A 19,653-nucleotide genomic window follows, 5' to 3' on the forward strand; every position below is an offset into this window, starting at 1 on the left:
GACGCCGTCCGACGCCGTCGTTCGTCGGACGGAACGGTCAATTCGGAATTATTCCGGCAAGAAAAGACCGCGACCGATCCCATGTCACAATCACAATCGAAGGCGGAATCGGGCAAGGACCTCGTCGATAGTCTGGGGGATTTCCTCCGGAACTACTACGACGACAAGGACTCCGGACGAACCAACATCAAGGAACTCGCACAGAAGTACCCGAACGAACAGCGCTCCCTCAAGGTCGACTGGAACGACATCTACCGGTTCGATCCGGATGTCGCCCACGACGTCCTCGAGCAGCCGGAGCAGCTGCGGCGGTACTTCGAGGAAGCGCTGCGTCTGTACGATCTCCCGATCGACGTCAGCCTCTCGGGTGCACACGTACGCATCTACAACCCCCCGGAGGAACAGACGTTCTACCCGGGTGAGTTCTCCCCGTCCACCCATCTCGGTGGGTACCGGGCGATCAGGGGAGAGATCACGAAGACATCGGATGTCTATCCGAAGATCGAGGAAGCAGCGTTCGAGTGCCAGCTGTGCGGAACGCTTACGCGTGTGCCGCAGTCCAGCGGCGACTTCCAGGAGCCACACGAGTGCGAAGGGTGTGAGCGCCAGGGACCGTTCCGGGTGAACTTCGATCAATCCGAGTTCGTCGACGCACAGAAACTCCGAGTCAAGGTGCCGCCGGAGCTCGCCGACGGTGCTGGCCAGAAGATCGACGCCTTCGTCGAAGACGATATCGCTGGCTCCGTCACTGTGGGTGACCGAATCAAGGTCTCGGGGATCATTCGGTTCGAGCAGGAGGAGTCCCGGAACCAGAAGAAGCCCAAGTTCGACCCCTACCTCGAGGGCTACCACATCGAGATCGAGCACACCGAACAGCAAGATCTCGACATTACCTCGCAGGAACGGGCTCGTATCGAGGACCTCGCGAACGGTGCTGAGGGTGATCCGTTCGATGTCGGCGTTCAGTCGCTGTCGGAGAAGGTGTTCGGCTACGAACTCGAGAAGAAGGCGCTGATCCTGTCGATGGTTTCGGGCGGCCAGATCGAGTACGACGACGGTGACACTGACCGGTCGAATCTCCACGTCCTTCTGATAGGTGATCCTGGAACTGGCAAGTCGAAGCTCATCGATCGGTGCGAAGACATCGGCTGGCGGACCGTCGGCGTTACGAGCCGGCGAACAACTGGGCCCGGGCTGACGGTCACCGCAGAGCAAGACGACTTCGGCGACGGCGAGTGGAGCCTGAAAGCCGGCGCACTCGTTCGCGGCAACGGCGGCACTGTCTGCATCGACGAACTCGATGACATGGATGCAGACACGCGATCGTACCTCCTCGAGCCGATGTCGAAGCAGAAGATTAACGCCGAAATCGCTGGTGAACGAGCCACGTTCCAGACCGAGACGTCGGTGCTCGCTGCGGCCAACCCGAAGCACGGGCGGTTCGATCCCTATGAACCCGTCTCGGAACAGTTCGACCTCCGATCAGATCTGCTGTCACGATTCGACCTCATCTTCACTGTCCAGGACAAGCCAGACGAAGACGACGATCGCGAACTCGCCGACCACGTCCTTGACGTTCGCGATGCCGCCAAGCGCGATGGCACGAGTGATGATCTGATTACAGACAGTGACAACGAGAGTGGCGCGATCGTCGAGCCGGATCTCTTCCGGAAGTGGCTCGCACTCGCTCGGCGACGCCCATCTCCACCGTTCGAGAGCGAGGCAGTCAAACAGCAGCTACGGGACAGCTTCCTCGAGATCCGCCGTCTGTACGACGTCAGTGACAACTCACCGATTCCGGTCACGTTCCGCGACCTCGAAGCGCTGGTCCGGATCGCCGAGGCTGCCGCGAAGTTCGAGCTCTCAGAAACGATCACCGAGCGCCATGCTCGCATCGCGACGGAACTGGCTGGCCGCTCGATGCAAGACGTCGGGAAGAACGAGGACGGTGAGTACGATGCCGACATCGTCGAAGTCGGGCAGTCGAAGAGTCAGAAGGATCGGATGAAAACGCTCGCAGAGGCGATCAACGAACTCGAGGACGAGTACTCCAATGGGGTTCCCCGCGACCGCGTCATCGAGCACGTCCAGGACGAACTCGAGCGCGACTACACTGCCGATCGACTCCACGCCGACATGGACAACATGCTCGAGGACGGCGTCGCGATCCAGCCCCAGACCGACCACATCCGCTACCTCGGGAGGGCCTGACCATGTCGGGCGAAGCCTCGTCGAAAGAGATCTACGAAAGCGTGGTGGGCTACGTCGAGAAGAACACGGGCGGGGTACAGCCGCCACTGATCCATGAGGCTCCGGTCGTCTGTAGTATCTCGTGGAGCTATCGCGATGAGCATCCGTCTCGGGTTCGGTCGGCGATCGCGGCGGCGACCTCCCGCAATGACCTCTTCCGGTACGTCGACGAGTCGGGTGAGCACGAGCGGAGGTATCTCGGGATCGACAATGCGGACGCGCTTGAGGAGAAGATCGAGGAGTACCACAGCCGATCGCAGCGGACGACCCGCAACGGGGCGATGTGCTTACGGATCGCGAACCAGCGTGTGGACGACCTCCGAGGTGACGACTCGTGACGACCGGCTACGTGGTTAACCTCGAGAACGGACACGACGGCTACTGCGTCGAGAGTCTCGTTGGCGTCACCTACTGTGGCGAGACGTTCAACCCCGAGACCGTCGACCGCGAGCCGTACGCAGTCAACCGCGACAAGGACCACCCGCATAGCATGCTCTGTTTCGACTGCTCGAAAGCCAACTCACGAACACTCCGTAACACCGCACGAGGTGAGAAAGCGTGACCGTCTTCGAAGATACGTACGAACTCTGGGACAACGCCCTTGAGCATGACGGCGTCCACACAGTCGGGGGATCGCTATCAATCGAGACACTGTTCGACGCCCGCGACCGCTTCGAGCAGCTGGGCAACGAGCTTCGCGATGGCTGCCTCGTGATCGGGATCGACGCTGCCCGTGACATCCCACGCGGTTGGGTGGAGATCGAGGACGATATCGTCCCCGGTGGGCATGAGGAGTTCCGGCCGTTCGATGACATGGTCACGGTCACCGCCGGCAGCGGCGACCACGCGTTCATCTGCCGGTCCGACGCGGTCCGCCTGGACATGACGATTCTCGATTCCGGCGGCGTCGTCGCGATCAACTTCGACCGAGGTGAGCAGACCAATGCCTAAACAACTCCCGCAGGAGGTCCGCGATCTCCCGCCGTCGGCGCGACTCATCTGGCTCGCCCTTGAAGACGGTCCGATGACCGTCGACGAACTCCAGGTGTCGACCGGCTGCTCGAAAAAGCGAATCCGGGACTGTGCTCGTGAACTCGAAGAGGAGGGTCTTGTTGAGAGTCAAACCTCTTTGCGCGACGCAAGAAAGTCGATCTACACCCGACAATAATTCCCGAAATATCGTGTTCTATCTGTTCGTTTAACTCGATGTATCACCTTGGGTGAAGGTAACGGCTGTTTCAACATCGCTCCCCGATCGAGGCAACGACGACGTCGGGGGGTGGCCGACAGCCGACGGTCTCTCCTGCATCATCATGTCCACTACAGCCCATGCCCTCGGTGAGGTCCAGGGCCGCGACGAGCCCGATCGCGTCTTCCGGCGATACGTGTTCAACAACCCCGAGACGTGCTCTAACTGCTTCAGAACCATCAAGAGCGATCACGTCCGGATCTGTCACGGCACGCTCGGCCATGACGTTGAGCCGAAGGCGACGCGGGCAAAGTCAGTCCGGCGTCACCCGACGGATGACGATGAAATCGGACCCGAAGGGATCTGCATCGGAACTGAACAGGTCGAGATCACAACGAAGGCCCGCTATCCGACCCGGACGATCTGCGAAGACTGCGGGTCGGTCGCCGGCCGAGCAGATTCGAACCCGCTCAGTCGCCGAGAAGCACTCTCGAGAGCAGAGAACGTCGCCGAACGACTCCACGAACTGGGCGAACCGGTGGACATCGACCAACTCAAACACGCGGTCGGCCACCTGAAGTCCCTCGAGGAGTTCGCGAGCTACGACACCGAAGTCTTCGAGGCCGCGACAACGGTCTGCGTGAAGCGAGCCCGTACGAGACTATAACAGTCCAGTCGATCAGCAAGGGGCAGCCCGTCGAACTCGAGTTCGCCGGTCGCGACGTCCAGGGCGTTGTCGACGACGTCCGATGGAAGCCGACCTGGAGCAACCCGAGCGAGGAGATCGTCGTCGACGCTGACGGAACGACGATCGTCACCGGCCGAGCGAACATCCAACCGCGATAGCACCTATGGATCACGCAGAAACACTCGCGTTCGAACGCATGAACAACGGCCGGGGGACGTGCGACCGCGGCAACTGTACTGGAAACCCAACGAATTCCTACAAGGGGGATTGCCTGTGCGATCGTCACTTCCAGAAGTACATGGCAATGGCACTTGACTGACTGTCCCCGATGTGGCCCGGCGTCGCCCCTACCCTGGCGGGCCGAAGGGGACTGCACCGTTTCGGGGCGGACACCATCTCGCGACTGCCAACCCGGTAGATCGGCCGGGCACGACTCCACGGGCCGTCCCGACCCGCGCCGGGATTCGGCACAAGCCTCCCACACGGGACCCGGCGCACCCATTTTCAGACACAGACCATGCTCGAGATACTACAACAAATCCCGTTTCAGTACTGGAAACTGGCAAAGAGCGAGTTTCGGCGTCGGTTCGCAACCGTTGAGTGGCCCGAGTATCCGGACCACCTGCACCTCGAGATTGACGTCGACGTCCTCGAGGAGCAGCTGCGTCGACACCACTTCGAGGACGCCAACGGCTGGTCGCTCAAATACGAGGATGAGATCCTCAACATGCGCCGGCCCGCCGGCACCGCCGTCGACGGCCGACCACTCGAGGACCACCTTCGAGCCCGTCCCGTCGACGGCGACCTCGAGATCAACGGTCACGTCGAGCCGAATCGCTGGGAGGCGAAAACCGCTCACGTTCACGAGGAGGGGCTGACCTGGCTCGACAAGCACGAGCTCCGCATCCTCCTCGAGGGCTGCGGGATCGACGTCGACACACTCGAACCGTGAGAGATGCCATGTCCGTTAAACCACGCACTGACGACCCGTTGCACCGTACGAAGATCGAACTCATCTGCCTAGGGAGGGCTCTGATGCCAGACAAAGATTCGCTTGAGCGAACTGTCGCGACGCTGATTCTCTTCGGCGTCTGGGCGGCGATCGTCCTCGGTCCGATGTTCTTCCCCGAGGCAGAACCCCCACCTTCCGAACTCCAGCTCGGAACCACCGCCGTCGCGTTCCTCGTCCTCGGTCGGATGTGGGACCTCGAGGTTGAACGCGTCCTCGACGGCGTCACGATCAGCACGGACGGCGGCCAACCTCGTGACGACGACCGCGACTGACCCCTTTTCTGATCGCCCTGTCGTCAGGAGAGTGCGGCGGGGAGCATGAACCCTACCCCTTCAACACTAACCCATCATGCCAACAGTCACGATCGAACCCAACGTCAAGTACGACGCAGTATTCGGCACAGACTACGCGATCAACACTGACGACCGCTCGAGAACAAGCGCCCGTGTCCTCCGCGAGGAGTACGAGCGCGAATACTCGCAGGCCGTCGAGGCCTACGAGGCTATCGAAGACGACGTCGAAGATCGTGGTTACTCGCTGGATCACGATGTCGACGGCTCACTCTGGCACCAGTTCAACGTCGCCAAGGATCCGGACCTACTCGCCAAGATCGCGACGTACTTCGACGGTGTCGACGCGACTGAGCCGACAGACCTGATCCGAGCAAAGCTCCGACTCCTCGATGGACAGGTCTACGCGAACGCCCAGATCGCAACAGAAGCCGAACTGCGCGAGCAGTCAGGATGACCAACACAGTCCAGATCCCACACGAACGCAACGACGTCGTCGGACAGGCCGCGTTCCACATCCTCGAGACGTTCGCCGGGCCCGCAGCGGAGGCCGACGATCCTGTTCTCGAGGATCTCGAACGCAACCTTCAGCGCGCGCTCCAGGACTTCCCGGAGCTCACCGGCAAGACCATCACCGTCGGCCGGATGGATCCGGACGAGGACGACTACATCGGCTACGCGCAGTTCTGGAACCTCATGATCCAGTTTCCGGCCGACTCACCCACGTCCTGGCGGACCGTCTACCACGAACTCGCCCACCTCGCGATCCACGTCCAGAACCAGCAGGGCGAAGACGTCCCGCCGACGTCGGAACCGTTCTGCTCGATCGTCGGCATCTCCCGGATGTCGGTCGAGTTGATCGACGGCGACCGGATCTCCTACCTCGGCTACCCGTCGGTCCCACGCGAGGAGTGGCCGGAGATCTGCGAGCGAGCGCTCGAGTACCGCGAGGAACACGGCCCGAATAGCCACTACATCAACCAGTGCTGCGACTGGCTCGGTATCGACGACCGCGAGTCGAGAACGGCGTACTGAAAGACTGACGATGGGATACACGTTCAACTGCGATGTCTGCGAGGATCGCTACGACCACGCGCCTGCGTTCATGGGCGAGTTTCGCGAACAGTTTCTGAAGACTTCACCGTCGACGCTTACGCAACTCTTTCAGCCCGGCGAGACGGCGACTATCTGCCAGGAGTGTGCTGAGGCACTTTTCTTGTCCGGAAAACTCGCTGTCTGTACCCGATGTGGGTATGCAGAGCACGCAACCGAACTCCCGGCTGGCCTCGAGACGTGTCCGCGATGCGACGAAAAGGACACGTTCGACTTCAGAGGTGTCGATCACGATGAGTAACCACTGCACCAACTGCGGTCATCCTACCGATCATACCGAAGAACATCACGTCGACCAGCAGCGCGGGAACAACGATCCCGACAACCTGACCGATCGTTGCCGGCGCTGCCATCACGACGGCACGCATGACAACCCGCGAGCTGTCGACAAGCTGTCCGAACGTCGCTACGGCCCCCGACGTCCGAACACGGGTCCTCGGCGTATCTCGAACGTCGGTCCGCGCTGACCCAGTACTGACAGGCCGACCGCTAACGATCCACCAATGACAGACGACGAGGAGTACGAAATCTCGAGTGAGCCCTCACGGGACGAACAGGGACACCCAGTCCACCCGGAACGGGGCCACCGGATCTGTGGTGCGGTCAAGTCCGACCGAACGACACCGACTGACCACGGCCGAGAGCGCGACGACTACGAGTACTGCCTGCAGCCAGCAGGCTGGGGCGAAGATCGCAACGTCGGGCCGTGCAGCAATCACCCAGTGACTGGTGAACAGTGGGGGGAGTCCAACCCGAACTACGAGAACGGCGACTACTCTGAGTTCGCCGACTTCATGAAAGAGTCGCTCACCGACCGCGAGCAGGAGGCGATGGCAAACCTCGACCTCGAGGAGTCTGCTGAGGACTTCGCAAAAGATGTCGTCAAGGAGGCGTACCTGAAGTACCTCCGGACTGGCGACGATCGGTTCCTCCGGGAGGCCCGTCAGTGGGCGTCGGAGTTCGGCGTGATCGAGAAGCCTGCAGAGAAACTTGAGCACGAACACTCGGGCTCGATTGAGAACGACGTAAACGTGCCAGAACACGTCTCGAACGCGATCGCGTCTGCGGCGGAATCGAACCTCAAGTCTGGCGGTGATCACCAGTGAGTTCAACTCCCGACCCCGGCGGCGACCCGGGCACGGTCGACCCTGAAAAGCGGGCGGGCATCTACCGGGCGACCTACGAGTCGTTCCCGGCCTTCGCCGATGTCGTCTTCTCGGAGTCGTTCGAGAACTTTGTCCGTGGCGAGTGGATTGCCCGCCGCTGCCGGCACCTTCAGGAGCACGACAAGACCGTCAACGTCGGTCCTCGAGACCACTTCAAGTCGACCGGCAACTACGCCTACGTCGCCTGGCAGGTGTGGCGTAACCGCTTCAACTCAGACCCAGACGTCGAGTGGGCTGACGGACCGACCGACCTCGAAATCCTCTACTTCTCGTTTAACCAGCCGATGGCGCGGTACCACATCGGCTCGGAGAACAAAGACGGGATCAAGAAACTCATCGACCGAAACCCGTGGTTCGAACCGGTCGCCGACCAGAAGAAACGTGCGGACAGTCGCGCGGAGTACAGCTGGAACGACCACGGTACCGTCTCACTGTCGCCGGCAAGCGTCCAGCAGATGGTCCGTGGGCGGCACACGGACATCGTCATCGTCGACGACCCGTTCCAGGACGACAACAAACAGGACGCCGGTCTCGATCCGGGCCTCGTCCTCAAGATCAACCGCATCTTCAAGGACGCAATCATGGACATCCCGACGGGGCCGATGGCCGAGTTGCACGTCACGACGACGCCCCAGACGGAGGAGGACTTCACGTTCGACGATCAGCTCCTCGCCGACTTCGGCCGGATCGAAGAGCCCGCGATCCAGGACTACGATCGCGAGGAGGTCCTCTGGCCGGAATGGAAGTCCTACGAAGACCTGATCAGCACCAAAGAGAAGCGTGGCCGGAAGTCCTTCAACCAGGAGTACCAGATCACGCCACGCTCGAGCGAGGTCGGCTTTTTCAAAGACGAGGAAGTCGCTGCGATGACGGTCCAGGCGCTCGAGGACTACGGCGAGCGCGACCTTGAGGATCGGTGGGTCGCTCAGGAAGAGGAGTGGGAGATCAACGGCTGCATCGCTGGTCTCGACATCGGAAAGAAACGACACCCGGCACACCTCGCGGTGTTCGCCGCTGTCGACCGCATCATCCAGGTGGACGACGACGTCACGCTTCGATCGCCGACGGGCCACCTGTTCCAGGTCCACTCGAAGTGGATGGACGGCTGGGACTACAAACGGCAGGTCGAGTACTGCAAGCGCGCGATCGACTACTTCCAGATCCAGCGACTACCGTACGACAACACTCGCGGCGAATACGAGGCCCTCGAGGAGATGGGCATGGTGCCGCCGGAGATGAAGCCCGTGAGCCTGAGTGGGGGCACCAATCGTGAGGTCGCCTCCTCGATGGACGTCTACGCCACGACCGACCGGATCAAGCTCCTTCCCGATGGTCGGCAGAATCGCCAGTTGAAGGTCGTCACGAGCGACCTCGAGGCGGTCGAGACTGGTGAAGGTCACGGCGAGTCGTTCTGGTCGATCGGATTGGCCTGCTATGCTGGCAGCCGAATCACGAGACAGCTATCGACTGTCGAAGGGCGCGACGAGGACAGTGGAGTTTCATACGTATGATACAGACACAGTCGACCGCACGAATCCTTGGCAGGCAGAATAGCCACCGTAACGAACTCCTAGACCGGCTCGTGTCTCACATCAAGTCCTTCAGTGCTGCTGGGGCCCGCGTCGATTGCATCAGACTCGAGCCGTGGGTCTTCCGCACAATCTACGGTGGACTGCCCGCTGACGGCGATCCGGTACTGTTCGGCATCGACGTCGTCCGAGACAGCGATGTCATCGCGTACGATTTCGAGGTGACTCCAGCCCATGAGTGACGCCGTTACAGACAACAAGGTCGCAGTCAACGTCGAGGGGGTCGGGAAAGCCGCCTCGACCGCGAAGGCGGCGAATAGCACCCAACTCACAGACCGTCGGGTCAAGTCGTTGGGTGCGGGCATCAACCCGCCGTACAACCCCTACCGGCTCGCCTCGTTCCTCGAGCTCAACGAGACGTTGGCAACAGGCATTCGCAAGAAGTCTCGGTACGAGGTCGGCTACGGGTTTGACATCGTCCCGTGGGCCGACCTGGACGCCGACGAGGCCGACGACATCGAGCGTGAGGTCGTTCGCTGGTTCTGGCACGGTCCCGACTCGAAGTGGCAGACAAAGGCGCGCCAGACCGCCGAGCCGGCGACGCCCGAGGAGGTAAAAGAACTCACCCGCCAGGACTACCACCTCATCGGCTGGTGCTGTCTCGAGATCCTGACCGACCTAGAGGGCCGCCCGATCGGGTTGGCGTACGTCCCGGCGCGGACCGTCCGCGTCCGCAAACCCCAGAGCCAGTTCGACCAGACCCGCCACCCAGAGGAGGGGCGCTTCGTCGACGGCGACCTCGGCGATCTCGCGAGCCGGGGCTACGTCCAGGTCCGGAACGGCGAGCGACGCTACTTCGGCGAAGCCGGCGACCGCTACCGCGGCCTCGAGGTCGACATCACTGCCGGCGGCGACGGCGAACCGCCGACGATCCGCTATCAGTCGGACGGCAGCGAGGAGGAACCAGTCTTCGTTGACCGTGAGACCGGCGACGTCGTCCAGGGCAGCGCGGAAGGGCTCGAGACCGCGCCGGCGAACGAACTCATCTTCATCACGAACCCGAGCCCGCTGACCGACGACTACGGCGTCCCGGACTGGATCTCGGCGACGCGGACGATCGCCGCCGACGAGGCCGCGAAGGACTACAACGCCGACTTCTTCGACAACGACACGATCCCGCGCTTCGCGATCAAGGTCAAGAGTGGCGAGCTGACCGAGGAATCCAAGCGCGATCTTCGGCAGATGCTCAACGGACTTCGCGAGGAGTCCCACCGGACAGTCATCCTCGAGGTCGACAAGTTCGAGTCGCGCCTCGACCAGGACGTCGAGATCGAACTCGAGCCGCTCGGCCAGGGGATCTCTGAGGAGATGTCCTTCGAGGCATTCCGCGAGAAGAACGAAAGCGAGATCGCGAAGGTGCTCGAGATTCCACCGATCAAGATCGGCAACACGGGGACGTCCAACCGGTCGAACTCCGAGCAGCAGGACAAGGACTTCGCCCTAGAGGTCGTTCAGCCGGAGCAGCACAAGTTCGCCCAGCGGCTCTATGCGATCATCCACCAGCAGGCGCTCGGCGTCACTGACTGGACGCTCGAGTACGAGCTCCGCGGCGCTGATCAGCCCAAGCAGGACGCCGAAGTCGCCCGCCGGAAGATCCAGGCGGTCAACGGCGCGGTCCCGATCAACCGGGCCCTCGAGATGGCCGGCATGGAGCCGCTGCCAGATGACCACCCGATCGGCGGCGAGGCAACACTCGTCGCGAACGTCGGCGACGTCGGCCAGGAGCCGGCCGAACCATCGGTCGAGGAGCAACTCCCGCCGGAGCGCAACAAGATCGGCGAGCGTGACTGGGCCGACGTCGAGGCCGAACTCGCGGAGAAAGACGAGATCGACACTGAGCAGTTCAACTCGAGCAATCTGGATGAGGGACTGTACGACTATGAGGACGAAGAGCTGTATCTATCGTTCCTGCGGGATGAAGGTGAGTCCTCGCTCTACACCTACGTCGACATCCCGCCGACGGAGTGGTCGGCACTGACGTCGGCCTCGAGCGCGGGATCGTATCACCATTCGAACATCAGACTCTCGTACGCTTACCTCGAGATCACCAACTTCCACTCGAGGCTTCCTGAGGGCGAGATGCCGGACGATCCGCCGGACGACGTCCCGATGTGATCATGGCGCTCGAGACTCTCGGTGCGCTGCTACTAGCGCATTTCGTCGCGGACTACCCGCTGCAGACTGACTGGATGGCGGCGAACAAACACTCCGATCGGAAGGCACTCGCGCTCCATGCGTACGTACACGGCTTCGCGGTGTTGCTGTTCCTCCCGCTGGCGACGTCGAGCGGGTTGGTGATCGCAGGCGCTTCGGCGTACGTGGTGGCGGTCCACGGCACGATCGACGCCTTCGATTTCCACATTCGGTGGGATCAAACCGCTCACCTTCTGTCGATCGTCGCCGTGGCCGTACTGGTCGCGCTGGTGTAGCGACGATCGCCGATGACCGTTAGCACGGGAGCGCCCGACTCCCCGTGCGAGCGAGGGTCGACCGGGAACGCACGGATTCTCACATGACTACGAATAGCGACAAAGAGCGCGGCGAGAAGCGTGGCGTCCTGAACACCGGTCGAGCCCGGAAACTGCAGGACGCCGACGCGGACGCCGACGACAACGACGACCAGGAGGACTGACGTATGGTCACGTATGAACTGACACTCTATCGAGACCACGGAAAGGAGTTCGACAGCTTCGACGCTGATCCGGCAGAGGTCTCGATCACCACCTCGAGTGACGGCACGAAGATCGCCGCCTCGGGAGGGGACGAACTCTACGTGACGTTCGTCCCTGCCGGCGTGCCGTTCACTCTCGAGAGCGTGGAGGGCTGATCCATGCCACCGGTAACGAAGGCTGGCGGCGAGCAGTTCCGCAAAGACGTCGAGTTCGTCTCGAAGAACGACGACGAGCAGATCGCCACCGGGATCGTGATGGTGCCCGACGCAGTCGACAGGCAGTACGACTTCGTCCACGAAGACACCATCCGGGAGTTCGCCGACCAGTTCGAGACGTTCGTCGACGCCGGCGAGGCTGGCGGCGGCATCATGCACGCCGTCTTCCCGGACGAGTGGATGGACCTCGAGCGCAACGAGGTCCTCGATGAGGCCGAGGAGATCGGCGGCACGGAGGCACCCGCGGGGGCCTGGGTTCAAGAGTGGCGGATTAACCACGCCGACCTCTGGCAGCTGATCGTCGACGAGATCATCGCCGGCTACTCGATCGGCGCGATCGACGTCGGCTGGAACGGCCCGTTCGAACAGGACGAAGTCGACGACCTCACCGTCCCGGACGAGATCGGCGACGATGCCCTCGTCTGGGAACTGGTCAGCGGCATCATCCGCGAGGTCTCGGCAGTCGACATCCCGGCAGTCCCGGATGCCCAGATCCTCGAGACGAAAGCCCACACCGAGAAGCGGCTCGGCGACTACCTGGGCGATCCTGAAGGCTTCCTCGAGGAGGCTCAGCAGCGCGGCCACTCCGAAGAAGAAGCCGAGCGGATGTGGGATGTCCTGAGCGAGGCCGCCCAGGTCGAAGGCTCGAGCGAACCCGGTAAGATATCGTTCTTCGAGCGGGTCGGCAAGGCAGCATTCAACGCCGTCACCGGCTCCGACGCGGGCACTGAGTCACCGGACGCGGCAGACGACTCGTCGGCGACTCGGTCGGCCCCTTCGAGTACGGATTCGGACGAGCCACCGACGTCGGTGCCTCGAAGCGTCAAGACGGCCGCGGCAGCTGTCAAGGAGGGACGGACCCTCTCGAGAGCGAACCGTAACCGCCTGTTCGCGACGATCGACGCCTCGGTGGACGTTCTCGAAGACGCCGGCGTCGAGCACGGCATCGACCGGTTCACTGATCGTGAAGACTGGGACTTCGACCTCTCAGAACACGAGGCTGGCCCGTGGGAGACCGGTGACGACGATGACGACGAGGAAGGGTTCTGGGAACTCGCGGTCGTCGATGGCGTCGAAGGCTACCAGCACTCGGAGACTGGCGAGTTCGTCCCCGTCGGCGAGGCAACAGTCGATATCATCAGTGACGCTCACAGCGCGAGCTGGGCTGAGTCGGAGAGTGGAGACAATCACGCCGCCGGCGGCGATACGCCGGACGACGACACAACTATGAGTGACAATCCCGGTGACGAGGATCTCAAAGACCTCGTCGAACAGCAGCAGGAACAGATCTCCGAACTGACGCAGGCGGTCTCGGACATTACCGAGACGATCGCGGGCCCACAGCCAAAGACTGCCGAGATCGAGATCGACGGCGAGACCTACGAGGTGCCCGAGTCGCAGGTCAAAGCAGCCCTCGGCGTTGACGAAGACGCCGGCGTCGGCCTCGAGGACGCGATCAAGACTCTCCAGGAGAAGGCCGATCGCGTCGACGAAGTCGAGCAGCGGCTCGACCTGATGAACCAGCAGAGCGGCGTCAGCACCCAACTCGAGGGTAACACGGACGCGGACAAGGACGCAGAGAGCGACAGCGGGCTCGACAGCCTGGCCAAGTCCCTCTCCTAACACGGTGATATCTACATGAGTGCAAATTCCAACGCAATTCAGGCGGCTCGACAGCAGAACCAGGTGGCGGCGCTCTCCCACCAGAAGGATATCGGCGTCGACGAACTGAGCGGGTTCCAGCTTCCGGTCGAAGTCACTGAGGAGTTCCTCGAGCGATCCCAGGAGGGCATCCCCATCCTGGAGATGGCCGACACGATGACGCTCCCGCGCCTCGAGATGGAGGTGCCCAAGCTGGGCGTCCCCGTCCTCTCGGGCGACACCCGCGGCGAGGAGGAGAGCCGAACGAACGGCTCCGACGCCGAGTCCGGCTCGGTGAAGTTCAACGTCACCGACCGCTCGTACTACATCCTCGTCGAACCGAAGCGGGACGCGCTGAAGAACACCCACTACGGGCCCGAGGAGTTCGGCAACTACATCATCGATCAGTTCGTCGAGCGGTGGGGCAACGATGTCGGCCTGATCGGCCTGCGGGCGAGCGCCTCCGACGGCAACCTTGACAGCTACGTCGGCAAGGACGTCGCCCACCTCGACGACACGTTCACGGGGTGGATCGCCCGCGCCGAGGGCGACACGCAGAGTGTCGATGACCAGGGTGACAGCACCCGTATCGGCCTCGAGGACACGGACACTGCAGACGCTGACTCGATGCCCGAGGTGGATATGGCGGGTGACCCGATCGACACGAAGATGTTCAACGACGGCATCCAGACCCTGGATGCGCGCTACCGCGATCCCGACGAGGTCGTGTGGCTCACGTCGCCCGACCAGGTCCAGCAGTACCACTTCGACCTGACCGAGCGTGAGGACATGGCCGGCGTCGCAGTCCTGCAGGGCGACGACGACGTCACGCCGTTCGACTACACGGTCGTCGGCATCAACGGCTGGCCGAACAGCTACGCAATGCTGACCAACCCCGAAAACCTCGCCTTCGGCCTATTCGAGGAGATGGAGATGGACCAGCTCACCTCGTCCGACAAGATTCAGGAGGAGCGACTCCATTCCCGCAACTGGCTCGAAGGCCAGTTCGACTATCAGCTCAAAGAAATGCAGGCTGGCGTCCTCGTCAAGAACATCGCCGACCCGCTCGAGGCCGCGTGAGGTGAGCGCTGATGCCCACCACTAACGCACGCACTCGACGGGCGTTCGAGGAGTATCGCATCCTTCGCGTTCTCGACGAGGACCCAGATGAGAGTGTCCTCGAGGGCCCCGCCATCTGGTTCAACATAACCGACGGCGAGTTCCGCGCCTACGACGGCACGGACTTCGGCACTCTCGAGTTCACGCCGGATGCCTGAGGTGATCTGAGATGCCAACAGTTGAGAAGGTTCGCGGCAACGTCGTCTACATCCGCCCGCTCAGCTGCCTCTTCGAGCGCGGCGATCGCGCCGACGTCAGTGACGAGCTAGCCGACCACCTCGTCACCGAGCGCGGCGACTTCGCGATCGTCGACGCCGGTGACGAAGAGCCCACCGAGGGTGATGTCGATCCCGAGGCGACTGAACACGATCGTCTCGCGGACTACGTCGACGAGCACACGATCCCGGAGATCAAGGAGGGCCTCGAGGCCGGCGAGTACGACGACCAACTGGACGTCCTCGCCGACGCCGAACGCGAAGGAGACGACCGAAGCGGCGTCCACGACGCAATCGAGTCGCGTCGCAACGAGATCGAGGAGTAACCCACTATGGCTCCCACTGGTTTTTGTACGCTTGAGGACGTCCGCCGAGCGCTGCGTAAATCGAACTTGCCTGGCGACATCAGTCAGGACGAGCAACTCGCCGTCGACGCGATCGCCGCCGAGACCGAACCGCTCGAGCGTCGGTTCAACTGGTACTGGTACGAGCCAGACGGGATCGAAGAGGCTGACGCGATCGAGATCCCGACCGAGCCCAAGACCAGGGACGACGAACACGACATCCCGACGAGTGGCGGCCTCGTCCACGGGGCCAGCGAACGCCGGCGGAAGCGGACGCGGAAGAACAGCGACGCACTGCTCGAGTCGGGCCCCAACTACGACCGTCGCCGCAAGCATGATCGCCGACCGAAGCGCGAGATCCGACTCGCGTTTGGAGAGCTCCACGACAAGTCTGCCCCGGCATACACCCGGATCAGACTGAACCGCCGCAGTGTGCAGGCGGTGAACGAACTCTACGTCGTCAACGGCGACGGCGAGTTCGAGGACTGGACCGAGCAGTACGACGGCGGCGTCGGGAAGCTCAACCGGGGAGACGAGTACTGGGTCCGAGTCAACAACCAGGGCGTCTCGGAGCTGTATCTCGACGTCCATGCGATGGATGATGACATCGCGTCGCTGTCGAACGCGGTCTACGTCGACTTCGATCACGGCCGCGACGAGATACCGCGCAACGTCCGCCGAGCGGTTGCACTCCGGGCGGGAGCCACTTTCGCGGAGGAGGCGACGATCGAGATTCCGTCGAACGCGACGGTCTACAACGTCGAAACGAAGGCCGAAGACATGCGGAGCGAAGCCAACCGGCTCCTCGAGGAGTACGACGAGTCGCTCGGATGATGTTCGGGATTGCTCTCTTCGGGATGGTCGTCTCGTTCAGTGCCGGCTACGTGGTCGGCCAGGCCCGGTCGCAGTCGGCGAGACGATGCGGTCGTGCTCGAGTTGCGGAGACGCCCGACAAGGATCCAAGACATCGAACAGCGGAATCTCATATACCGTTTGAGGGGTTTGCCAACGAAAAGATGGAGCGCTTACTCGAGCAGACTTCGGAGACGCCCGACGAGGACCCGCGCCGTAACCGAACCGAGGACTACGAGGATGGATACGTTCCCACCCGATTCCGCGAAGATGGTCCGATCTTCGACGCTCAGCACGTGTCGAAAGGCAAGCGACGAACACCAGACTGGGAGCGAGGGTTCGAGTGATGAATCTCCCCAACTTCGAGGACGACCTTCGCGAGGCCGTCCTGGATGACGTCGAACAGACGCTCCAGGAGGAACTCGGCCCCGAACTCGAGCGGGTCGCCCGCGAAAACTGGCAGTCGTACGCCAGCCGCCACGGGTACGATATCGACTTCGTATGGGGGGACGTCGACGGCCCGATCGTCGAACGTGATCGCGACAGCGTCACGCTCCGGCTCGAGTGGCCGGGGCTGTCCGCACTCTTCGAGTTCGGCGTCGATCCGCACACCAAAAGCGGAAATCCCGTACTTGCCTTCGAGTGGGCCTCGCCACCGGAGGGAACCCGTCCACCAGGTGCGCCCGAGTACGTCGTTGCGGAAGAGATCAACTGGGGCTCCGTCACGGGTGGCATCTCCGAATCGCGGGCAGTCCGTGATGCGATGAACTGGCTCCGGAGGTCGCTATCATGAGTTCGGAAGTCAACTGGGTGCTTGACCAGCTGGGCGACGTCGTCGAGAGTGTCGCCGAGGACTACAGCCTCGAGAGCGGCGACCCGGTGAACGTGATCCGGGTCAACCGGACTGACAGCGAGGTCTACGATGGCTCGGACCCGAACGACATGACCGAGCCGCTACACAAACGAAAAGAAGATCTCGAGCGTGGTGTCTTCATCGGTGCCCGTCTCGCCGATCGCGACCCAACGCCAGTCGGGACCGAGTACGATCACCGCCTCGAGGCGGTCGTCTCGCTGCGGATCGAGGGCCTGACAACACGCGGGGGTAACTACGGCCACGTCGATCCAGCCGGCGAGAACGGAGTCCCCTTCGACGTCTTGACGCGGCGCGTACGCCGAACACTGCTCGAGTCTCGGTCCTACCCGGACACAGGCACACCATATACCGCGTACCACGACCACGTGTTCACGAACGAAGCGTCGCTATCAGCAGCGTACCGCGACTTCTACCACTACGAGATCGACATCGCGCTCCGAGGCTACGAGGAACTTCCATAGCCATGCCAGACACGTACGCTCTTTCTATAGAACTGTCCCTCGAGGATGTCGACCTCGAGTACGGAGAGGTCGTCGGTCGCGCCGATATGCCGGGATCGGACCCGAGTACTGTCCGGCTGCCGATCGAGGACATCCTCGGGTGGACTGCTCGCCGCGAAGAGCGGCGGCTACGAGAGTACCACGAGACACATGACTGACTTCACCCATACAATCGAAGCGACAGCGGCATCGGTCGAGGACCTCCAGGAGGACCTCGAAGCACACCTCGAGGACATGATCGAGACTGACGTCAACGTCTACACTGCCGGTGTGGACGTCGACACCGACGACACCTACGACGAAACACTCCCGCCAGAGGCAACATTCAAAATTGACCTCGAGGGCGAGTTTGCGGACGAACTCGAAGACCGCCTCGGCGGGACTGTCAGCACCGCCTACCTCAAGATCGGTGTCGAACTCGAGTCGGACGGTGACCCTGAATGACTGGCGCTGGCTCGGCTCTCCCTGTCGCGTTTGCGATGGAGGACGAGTTCATGGGCGGCCTCAAGGAAGAAGACGGAGAGCCGACGTTCGTCGAACCAGGGATCGATCCACAGGTCGAAGAGCTTGATCTGCAGCGTCAGCTCGAGCGTGTCCGACGGCCGGATGATCCGATCCCGTTGACGTCGCTCGCGCAGAACCTCGAAGGCGCAGCATCGGTGTCGTTCGTCCTGACCGACGACAACTGGCACGATCTCGTCTTCGAGGATGGCCTGATAGAGAAGGGGTTGCGGCCGTCTGCTCGCTGGCATTTCGGTGTCGATCTGATCGAGGGTACCGTTGAACGGATCACGCTCGGAACGGTCGTGACGCAGGTCCAGATCCAGTACCAGCAGGATCAGAACGTCCGCGTGACGCTGACGATGCTGTACGGCGACGAGGTCGGTGGAGACAGCGATGAGGCCAACGAGTTCGACCCGACGGATGTCGAACGACCGGCCAAGTCGGACGTGTTCGCGTCCCACAGCACCAGTCTCGAGATCGATGATGCGGCCGTCGAGACCTATCTGCAGTCGGCGGGCCTAACAATCTCGAACCTCGCACGGTTCCGACGCGGTGCCGGCTTCCATCCCGTCGACGCCGTGCCTGGCGCTGTCGAACCAGACCTTTCGACGAACGCCACGTTCACGGAGAGCGATCGCCGCGATATCGCCTACGGCGGTTCGACACCAGCGACGATGCTGGATGAGATCGACGCAACGCTCGAGTTCGACCGCGACGATGGTTCGGATCCGATCGCGTACGACCTCGAGGTCAAGCCGGACAACTACGCCTGGAATGACCTCGTGCAGGCTGATACGGATTTAGGTGAGGATATCAACTGGCACGTCTCGCACGTGGAGGCGGTCTAACATGCCCCGGCAGACGGAGCACTTCGCCTTCGAGGAGGAACTCGAGCAGATCCGTGAGCAGAAAGAGGAGATCACCGACAGCATGATGCAGATCTCCCAGGAGAACCCGGCCTGGGACGATCTCATCCGGACCGGTAACTCGCTGGACACGTACGAGAACGCAATCCAGTGGGCGGACGAAGCACACGAGGACGACAGCCAGCCCGAGTGGAACGACGACGTCGACGGCGTCACGATCGCCGGCCTGTCGGGTGGCGAAGAAGCCGAGGCGATCGATCGGCTCCGATCCGCAGATGGCGGCGAGAAGGCGCGCCGCAACTACTACGTCGCTGCTGGTACCGTCGACGCGCCCTACTGCGACGTACTCGACGACTGGAGTTCGGCGAGTATCGACGAGCGCGTTGCGGTTGTCTCCCAGCTGCCACCGGACTACCTTGAGTGGGCTGATGCGAAGGTGGATGAACTGACGTCGGTCGGAGAGGGAAAGGGAAACAGCTTCTGGCGGTTGTACGCGGAGAAACGACGCCAGCAGACCGCCAAATGAGGCTGGACGCCCTCGTTGGAATCGCCAT

The 19,653-nt window shown here is 62.4% G+C and carries 29 protein-coding genes; all 29 read left to right on the forward strand.

Going from position 1 to position 19,653, the window contains the following annotated elements; all coding sequences use genetic code 11:
• The first annotated feature begins 81 nt into the window (after positions 1 to 81).
• Positions 82 to 2,211, forward strand: a complete 2,130-nt coding sequence (locus NATGR_RS16595) for a minichromosome maintenance protein MCM (RefSeq protein ID WP_005576762.1) — start codon at positions 82 to 84, stop codon at positions 2,209 to 2,211.
• A gap of 2 nt (positions 2,212 to 2,213) precedes the next feature.
• Positions 2,214 to 2,588, forward strand: coding sequence for a hypothetical protein (locus NATGR_RS16600; protein WP_005576760.1), 375 nt, complete (start codon positions 2,214 to 2,216; stop codon positions 2,586 to 2,588).
• Positions 2,585 to 2,812, forward strand: coding sequence for a hypothetical protein (locus tag NATGR_RS16605; protein ID WP_005576758.1), 228 nt, complete (start codon positions 2,585 to 2,587; stop codon positions 2,810 to 2,812). Before NATGR_RS16600 ends, NATGR_RS16605 begins: the two co-directional genes overlap by 4 nt.
• A complete protein-coding gene (locus NATGR_RS16610) occupies positions 2,809 to 3,201 on the forward strand; it encodes a hypothetical protein (RefSeq protein WP_015233828.1) in 393 nt (130 codons plus the stop codon). Before NATGR_RS16605 ends, NATGR_RS16610 begins: the two co-directional genes overlap by 4 nt.
• Positions 3,194 to 3,418, forward strand: a complete 225-nt coding sequence (locus NATGR_RS16615) for a helix-turn-helix domain-containing protein (RefSeq protein ID WP_005576756.1) — start codon at positions 3,194 to 3,196, stop codon at positions 3,416 to 3,418. Before NATGR_RS16610 ends, NATGR_RS16615 begins: the two co-directional genes overlap by 8 nt.
• A 145-nt stretch (positions 3,419 to 3,563) precedes the next feature.
• Positions 3,564 to 4,106, forward strand: a complete 543-nt coding sequence (locus NATGR_RS16620) for a hypothetical protein (RefSeq protein ID WP_015233829.1) — start codon at positions 3,564 to 3,566, stop codon at positions 4,104 to 4,106.
• A 538-nt stretch (positions 4,107 to 4,644) separates the two neighbouring features.
• Entirely contained in the window at positions 4,645 to 5,079 is a 435-nt protein-coding gene (locus NATGR_RS16630; RefSeq protein WP_005576752.1) for a hypothetical protein, read from the forward strand.
• An 83-nt stretch (positions 5,080 to 5,162) separates the two neighbouring features.
• Positions 5,163 to 5,411 carry a hypothetical protein gene (locus NATGR_RS16635; RefSeq protein WP_231990798.1) on the forward strand — a complete coding sequence of 83 codons (249 nt, stop codon included), beginning with the start codon at positions 5,163 to 5,165 and terminating at the stop codon, positions 5,409 to 5,411.
• A gap of 76 nt (positions 5,412 to 5,487) precedes the next feature.
• Positions 5,488 to 5,886, forward strand: a complete 399-nt coding sequence (locus tag NATGR_RS16640) for a hypothetical protein (protein WP_005576747.1) — start codon at positions 5,488 to 5,490, stop codon at positions 5,884 to 5,886.
• A complete protein-coding gene (locus NATGR_RS16645) occupies positions 5,883 to 6,464 on the forward strand; it encodes a hypothetical protein (protein ID WP_005576745.1) in 582 nt (193 codons plus the stop codon). Before NATGR_RS16640 ends, NATGR_RS16645 begins: the two co-directional genes overlap by 4 nt.
• A gap of 10 nt (positions 6,465 to 6,474) precedes the next feature.
• Complete coding sequence (locus tag NATGR_RS16650; RefSeq protein ID WP_005576742.1) at positions 6,475 to 6,783, forward strand: hypothetical protein; 309 nt, start codon at positions 6,475 to 6,477, stop codon at positions 6,781 to 6,783.
• 262 nt (positions 6,784 to 7,045) lie between these two features.
• Positions 7,046 to 7,648 (forward strand): 4'-phosphopantetheinyl transferase family protein, encoded by a 603-nt coding sequence (locus NATGR_RS16655; RefSeq protein ID WP_005576741.1) that lies wholly within the window; start codon positions 7,046 to 7,048, stop codon positions 7,646 to 7,648.
• Positions 7,645 to 9,219 (forward strand): hypothetical protein, encoded by a 1,575-nt coding sequence (locus tag NATGR_RS16660; RefSeq protein ID WP_005576739.1) that lies wholly within the window; start codon positions 7,645 to 7,647, stop codon positions 9,217 to 9,219. The genes NATGR_RS16655 and NATGR_RS16660 overlap by 4 nt, the downstream gene beginning before the upstream one ends.
• Complete coding sequence (locus NATGR_RS16665; protein ID WP_005576737.1) at positions 9,216 to 9,479, forward strand: hypothetical protein; 264 nt, start codon at positions 9,216 to 9,218, stop codon at positions 9,477 to 9,479. The genes NATGR_RS16660 and NATGR_RS16665 overlap by 4 nt, the downstream gene beginning before the upstream one ends.
• Complete coding sequence (locus NATGR_RS16670) at positions 9,472 to 11,412, forward strand: phage portal protein (RefSeq protein WP_005576735.1); 1,941 nt, start codon at positions 9,472 to 9,474, stop codon at positions 11,410 to 11,412. The genes NATGR_RS16665 and NATGR_RS16670 overlap by 8 nt, the downstream gene beginning before the upstream one ends.
• A gap of 2 nt (positions 11,413 to 11,414) precedes the next feature.
• On the forward strand, positions 11,415 to 11,726 hold the full coding sequence (locus tag NATGR_RS16675; protein ID WP_005576734.1) for a DUF3307 domain-containing protein: 312 nt from the start codon (positions 11,415 to 11,417) through the stop codon (positions 11,724 to 11,726).
• Between the two features lie 206 nt (positions 11,727 to 11,932).
• Complete coding sequence (locus NATGR_RS16680; protein WP_005576732.1) at positions 11,933 to 12,124, forward strand: hypothetical protein; 192 nt, start codon at positions 11,933 to 11,935, stop codon at positions 12,122 to 12,124.
• A gap of 3 nt (positions 12,125 to 12,127) precedes the next feature.
• Complete coding sequence (locus tag NATGR_RS16685) at positions 12,128 to 13,807, forward strand: XkdF-like putative serine protease domain-containing protein (protein WP_005576731.1); 1,680 nt, start codon at positions 12,128 to 12,130, stop codon at positions 13,805 to 13,807.
• Between the two features lie 15 nt (positions 13,808 to 13,822).
• Positions 13,823 to 14,905, forward strand: coding sequence for a hypothetical protein (locus tag NATGR_RS16690; protein ID WP_015233832.1), 1,083 nt, complete (start codon positions 13,823 to 13,825; stop codon positions 14,903 to 14,905).
• An 11-nt stretch (positions 14,906 to 14,916) separates the two neighbouring features.
• Positions 14,917 to 15,102: a hypothetical protein gene (locus tag NATGR_RS16695; RefSeq protein WP_005576727.1), complete on the forward strand. Its 186-nt coding sequence runs from the start codon at positions 14,917 to 14,919 to the stop codon at positions 15,100 to 15,102.
• An 11-nt stretch (positions 15,103 to 15,113) separates the two neighbouring features.
• A complete protein-coding gene (locus tag NATGR_RS16700) occupies positions 15,114 to 15,485 on the forward strand; it encodes a hypothetical protein (protein WP_005576724.1) in 372 nt (123 codons plus the stop codon).
• A gap of 6 nt (positions 15,486 to 15,491) precedes the next feature.
• On the forward strand, positions 15,492 to 16,337 hold the full coding sequence (locus NATGR_RS16705; RefSeq protein ID WP_015233833.1) for a hypothetical protein: 846 nt from the start codon (positions 15,492 to 15,494) through the stop codon (positions 16,335 to 16,337).
• A gap of 182 nt (positions 16,338 to 16,519) precedes the next feature.
• Positions 16,520 to 16,702: a hypothetical protein gene (locus tag NATGR_RS20330; protein ID WP_231990796.1), complete on the forward strand. Its 183-nt coding sequence runs from the start codon at positions 16,520 to 16,522 to the stop codon at positions 16,700 to 16,702.
• A complete protein-coding gene (locus tag NATGR_RS16715; protein ID WP_005576718.1) occupies positions 16,702 to 17,148 on the forward strand; it encodes a hypothetical protein in 447 nt (148 codons plus the stop codon). Before NATGR_RS20330 ends, NATGR_RS16715 begins: the two co-directional genes overlap by 1 nt.
• On the forward strand, positions 17,145 to 17,690 hold the full coding sequence (locus NATGR_RS16720; RefSeq protein ID WP_005576716.1) for a hypothetical protein: 546 nt from the start codon (positions 17,145 to 17,147) through the stop codon (positions 17,688 to 17,690). The genes NATGR_RS16715 and NATGR_RS16720 overlap by 4 nt, the downstream gene beginning before the upstream one ends.
• Before the next feature lie 2 nt (positions 17,691 to 17,692).
• Positions 17,693 to 17,887 carry a hypothetical protein gene (locus NATGR_RS16725; RefSeq protein WP_005576712.1) on the forward strand — a complete coding sequence of 65 codons (195 nt, stop codon included), beginning with the start codon at positions 17,693 to 17,695 and terminating at the stop codon, positions 17,885 to 17,887.
• Positions 17,880 to 18,173 carry a hypothetical protein gene (locus NATGR_RS16730; protein ID WP_005576710.1) on the forward strand — a complete coding sequence of 98 codons (294 nt, stop codon included), beginning with the start codon at positions 17,880 to 17,882 and terminating at the stop codon, positions 18,171 to 18,173. Before NATGR_RS16725 ends, NATGR_RS16730 begins: the two co-directional genes overlap by 8 nt.
• Positions 18,170 to 19,081: a phage tail tube protein gene (locus tag NATGR_RS16735; RefSeq protein ID WP_005576708.1), complete on the forward strand. Its 912-nt coding sequence runs from the start codon at positions 18,170 to 18,172 to the stop codon at positions 19,079 to 19,081. The genes NATGR_RS16730 and NATGR_RS16735 overlap by 4 nt, the downstream gene beginning before the upstream one ends.
• Before the next feature lies 1 nt (position 19,082).
• Positions 19,083 to 19,625 (forward strand): hypothetical protein, encoded by a 543-nt coding sequence (locus NATGR_RS16740; RefSeq protein WP_005576706.1) that lies wholly within the window; start codon positions 19,083 to 19,085, stop codon positions 19,623 to 19,625.
• Positions 19,626 to 19,653 lie beyond the last annotated feature (28 nt).

The organism is Natronobacterium gregoryi SP2, assembly GCF_000230715.2.
In the GTDB taxonomy this organism is placed as follows: domain Archaea; phylum Halobacteriota; class Halobacteria; order Halobacteriales; family Natrialbaceae; genus Natronobacterium; species Natronobacterium gregoryi.

What these genes read in the sequence shown, in the direction of transcription:
- NATGR_RS16595 (WP_005576762.1), top strand. Translation starts at nt 82, where the DNA reads ATGTCACAATCACAATCGAAGGCGGAATCGGGCAAGGACCTCGTCGAT.
- NATGR_RS16600 (WP_005576760.1), top strand. Translation starts at nt 2,214, where the DNA reads ATGTCGGGCGAAGCCTCGTCGAAAGAGATCTACGAAAGCGTGGTGGGC.
- NATGR_RS16615 (WP_005576756.1), top strand. Translation starts at nt 3,194, where the DNA reads ATGCCTAAACAACTCCCGCAGGAGGTCCGCGATCTCCCGCCGTCGGCG.
- NATGR_RS16620 (WP_015233829.1), top strand. Translation starts at nt 3,564, where the DNA reads ATGTCCACTACAGCCCATGCCCTCGGTGAGGTCCAGGGCCGCGACGAG.
- NATGR_RS16630 (WP_005576752.1), top strand. Translation starts at nt 4,645, where the DNA reads ATGCTCGAGATACTACAACAAATCCCGTTTCAGTACTGGAAACTGGCA.
- NATGR_RS16635 (WP_231990798.1), top strand. Translation starts at nt 5,163, where the DNA reads ATGCCAGACAAAGATTCGCTTGAGCGAACTGTCGCGACGCTGATTCTC.
- NATGR_RS16640 (WP_005576747.1), top strand. Translation starts at nt 5,488, where the DNA reads ATGCCAACAGTCACGATCGAACCCAACGTCAAGTACGACGCAGTATTC.
- NATGR_RS16645 (WP_005576745.1), top strand. Translation starts at nt 5,883, where the DNA reads ATGACCAACACAGTCCAGATCCCACACGAACGCAACGACGTCGTCGGA.
- NATGR_RS16650 (WP_005576742.1), top strand. Translation starts at nt 6,475, where the DNA reads ATGGGATACACGTTCAACTGCGATGTCTGCGAGGATCGCTACGACCAC.
- NATGR_RS16655 (WP_005576741.1), top strand. Translation starts at nt 7,046, where the DNA reads ATGACAGACGACGAGGAGTACGAAATCTCGAGTGAGCCCTCACGGGAC.
- NATGR_RS16665 (WP_005576737.1), top strand. Translation starts at nt 9,216, where the DNA reads ATGATACAGACACAGTCGACCGCACGAATCCTTGGCAGGCAGAATAGC.
- NATGR_RS16670 (WP_005576735.1), top strand. Translation starts at nt 9,472, where the DNA reads ATGAGTGACGCCGTTACAGACAACAAGGTCGCAGTCAACGTCGAGGGG.
- NATGR_RS16675 (WP_005576734.1), top strand. Translation starts at nt 11,415, where the DNA reads ATGGCGCTCGAGACTCTCGGTGCGCTGCTACTAGCGCATTTCGTCGCG.
- NATGR_RS16680 (WP_005576732.1), top strand. Translation starts at nt 11,933, where the DNA reads ATGGTCACGTATGAACTGACACTCTATCGAGACCACGGAAAGGAGTTC.
- NATGR_RS16685 (WP_005576731.1), top strand. Translation starts at nt 12,128, where the DNA reads ATGCCACCGGTAACGAAGGCTGGCGGCGAGCAGTTCCGCAAAGACGTC.
- NATGR_RS16690 (WP_015233832.1), top strand. Translation starts at nt 13,823, where the DNA reads ATGAGTGCAAATTCCAACGCAATTCAGGCGGCTCGACAGCAGAACCAG.
- NATGR_RS16695 (WP_005576727.1), top strand. Translation starts at nt 14,917, where the DNA reads ATGCCCACCACTAACGCACGCACTCGACGGGCGTTCGAGGAGTATCGC.
- NATGR_RS16700 (WP_005576724.1), top strand. Translation starts at nt 15,114, where the DNA reads ATGCCAACAGTTGAGAAGGTTCGCGGCAACGTCGTCTACATCCGCCCG.
- NATGR_RS16705 (WP_015233833.1), top strand. Translation starts at nt 15,492, where the DNA reads ATGGCTCCCACTGGTTTTTGTACGCTTGAGGACGTCCGCCGAGCGCTG.
- NATGR_RS20330 (WP_231990796.1), top strand. Translation starts at nt 16,520, where the DNA reads ATGGAGCGCTTACTCGAGCAGACTTCGGAGACGCCCGACGAGGACCCG.
- NATGR_RS16715 (WP_005576718.1), top strand. Translation starts at nt 16,702, where the DNA reads ATGAATCTCCCCAACTTCGAGGACGACCTTCGCGAGGCCGTCCTGGAT.
- NATGR_RS16720 (WP_005576716.1), top strand. Translation starts at nt 17,145, where the DNA reads ATGAGTTCGGAAGTCAACTGGGTGCTTGACCAGCTGGGCGACGTCGTC.
- NATGR_RS16725 (WP_005576712.1), top strand. Translation starts at nt 17,693, where the DNA reads ATGCCAGACACGTACGCTCTTTCTATAGAACTGTCCCTCGAGGATGTC.
- NATGR_RS16730 (WP_005576710.1), top strand. Translation starts at nt 17,880, where the DNA reads ATGACTGACTTCACCCATACAATCGAAGCGACAGCGGCATCGGTCGAG.
- NATGR_RS16735 (WP_005576708.1), top strand. Translation starts at nt 18,170, where the DNA reads ATGACTGGCGCTGGCTCGGCTCTCCCTGTCGCGTTTGCGATGGAGGAC.
- NATGR_RS16740 (WP_005576706.1), top strand. Translation starts at nt 19,083, where the DNA reads ATGCCCCGGCAGACGGAGCACTTCGCCTTCGAGGAGGAACTCGAGCAG.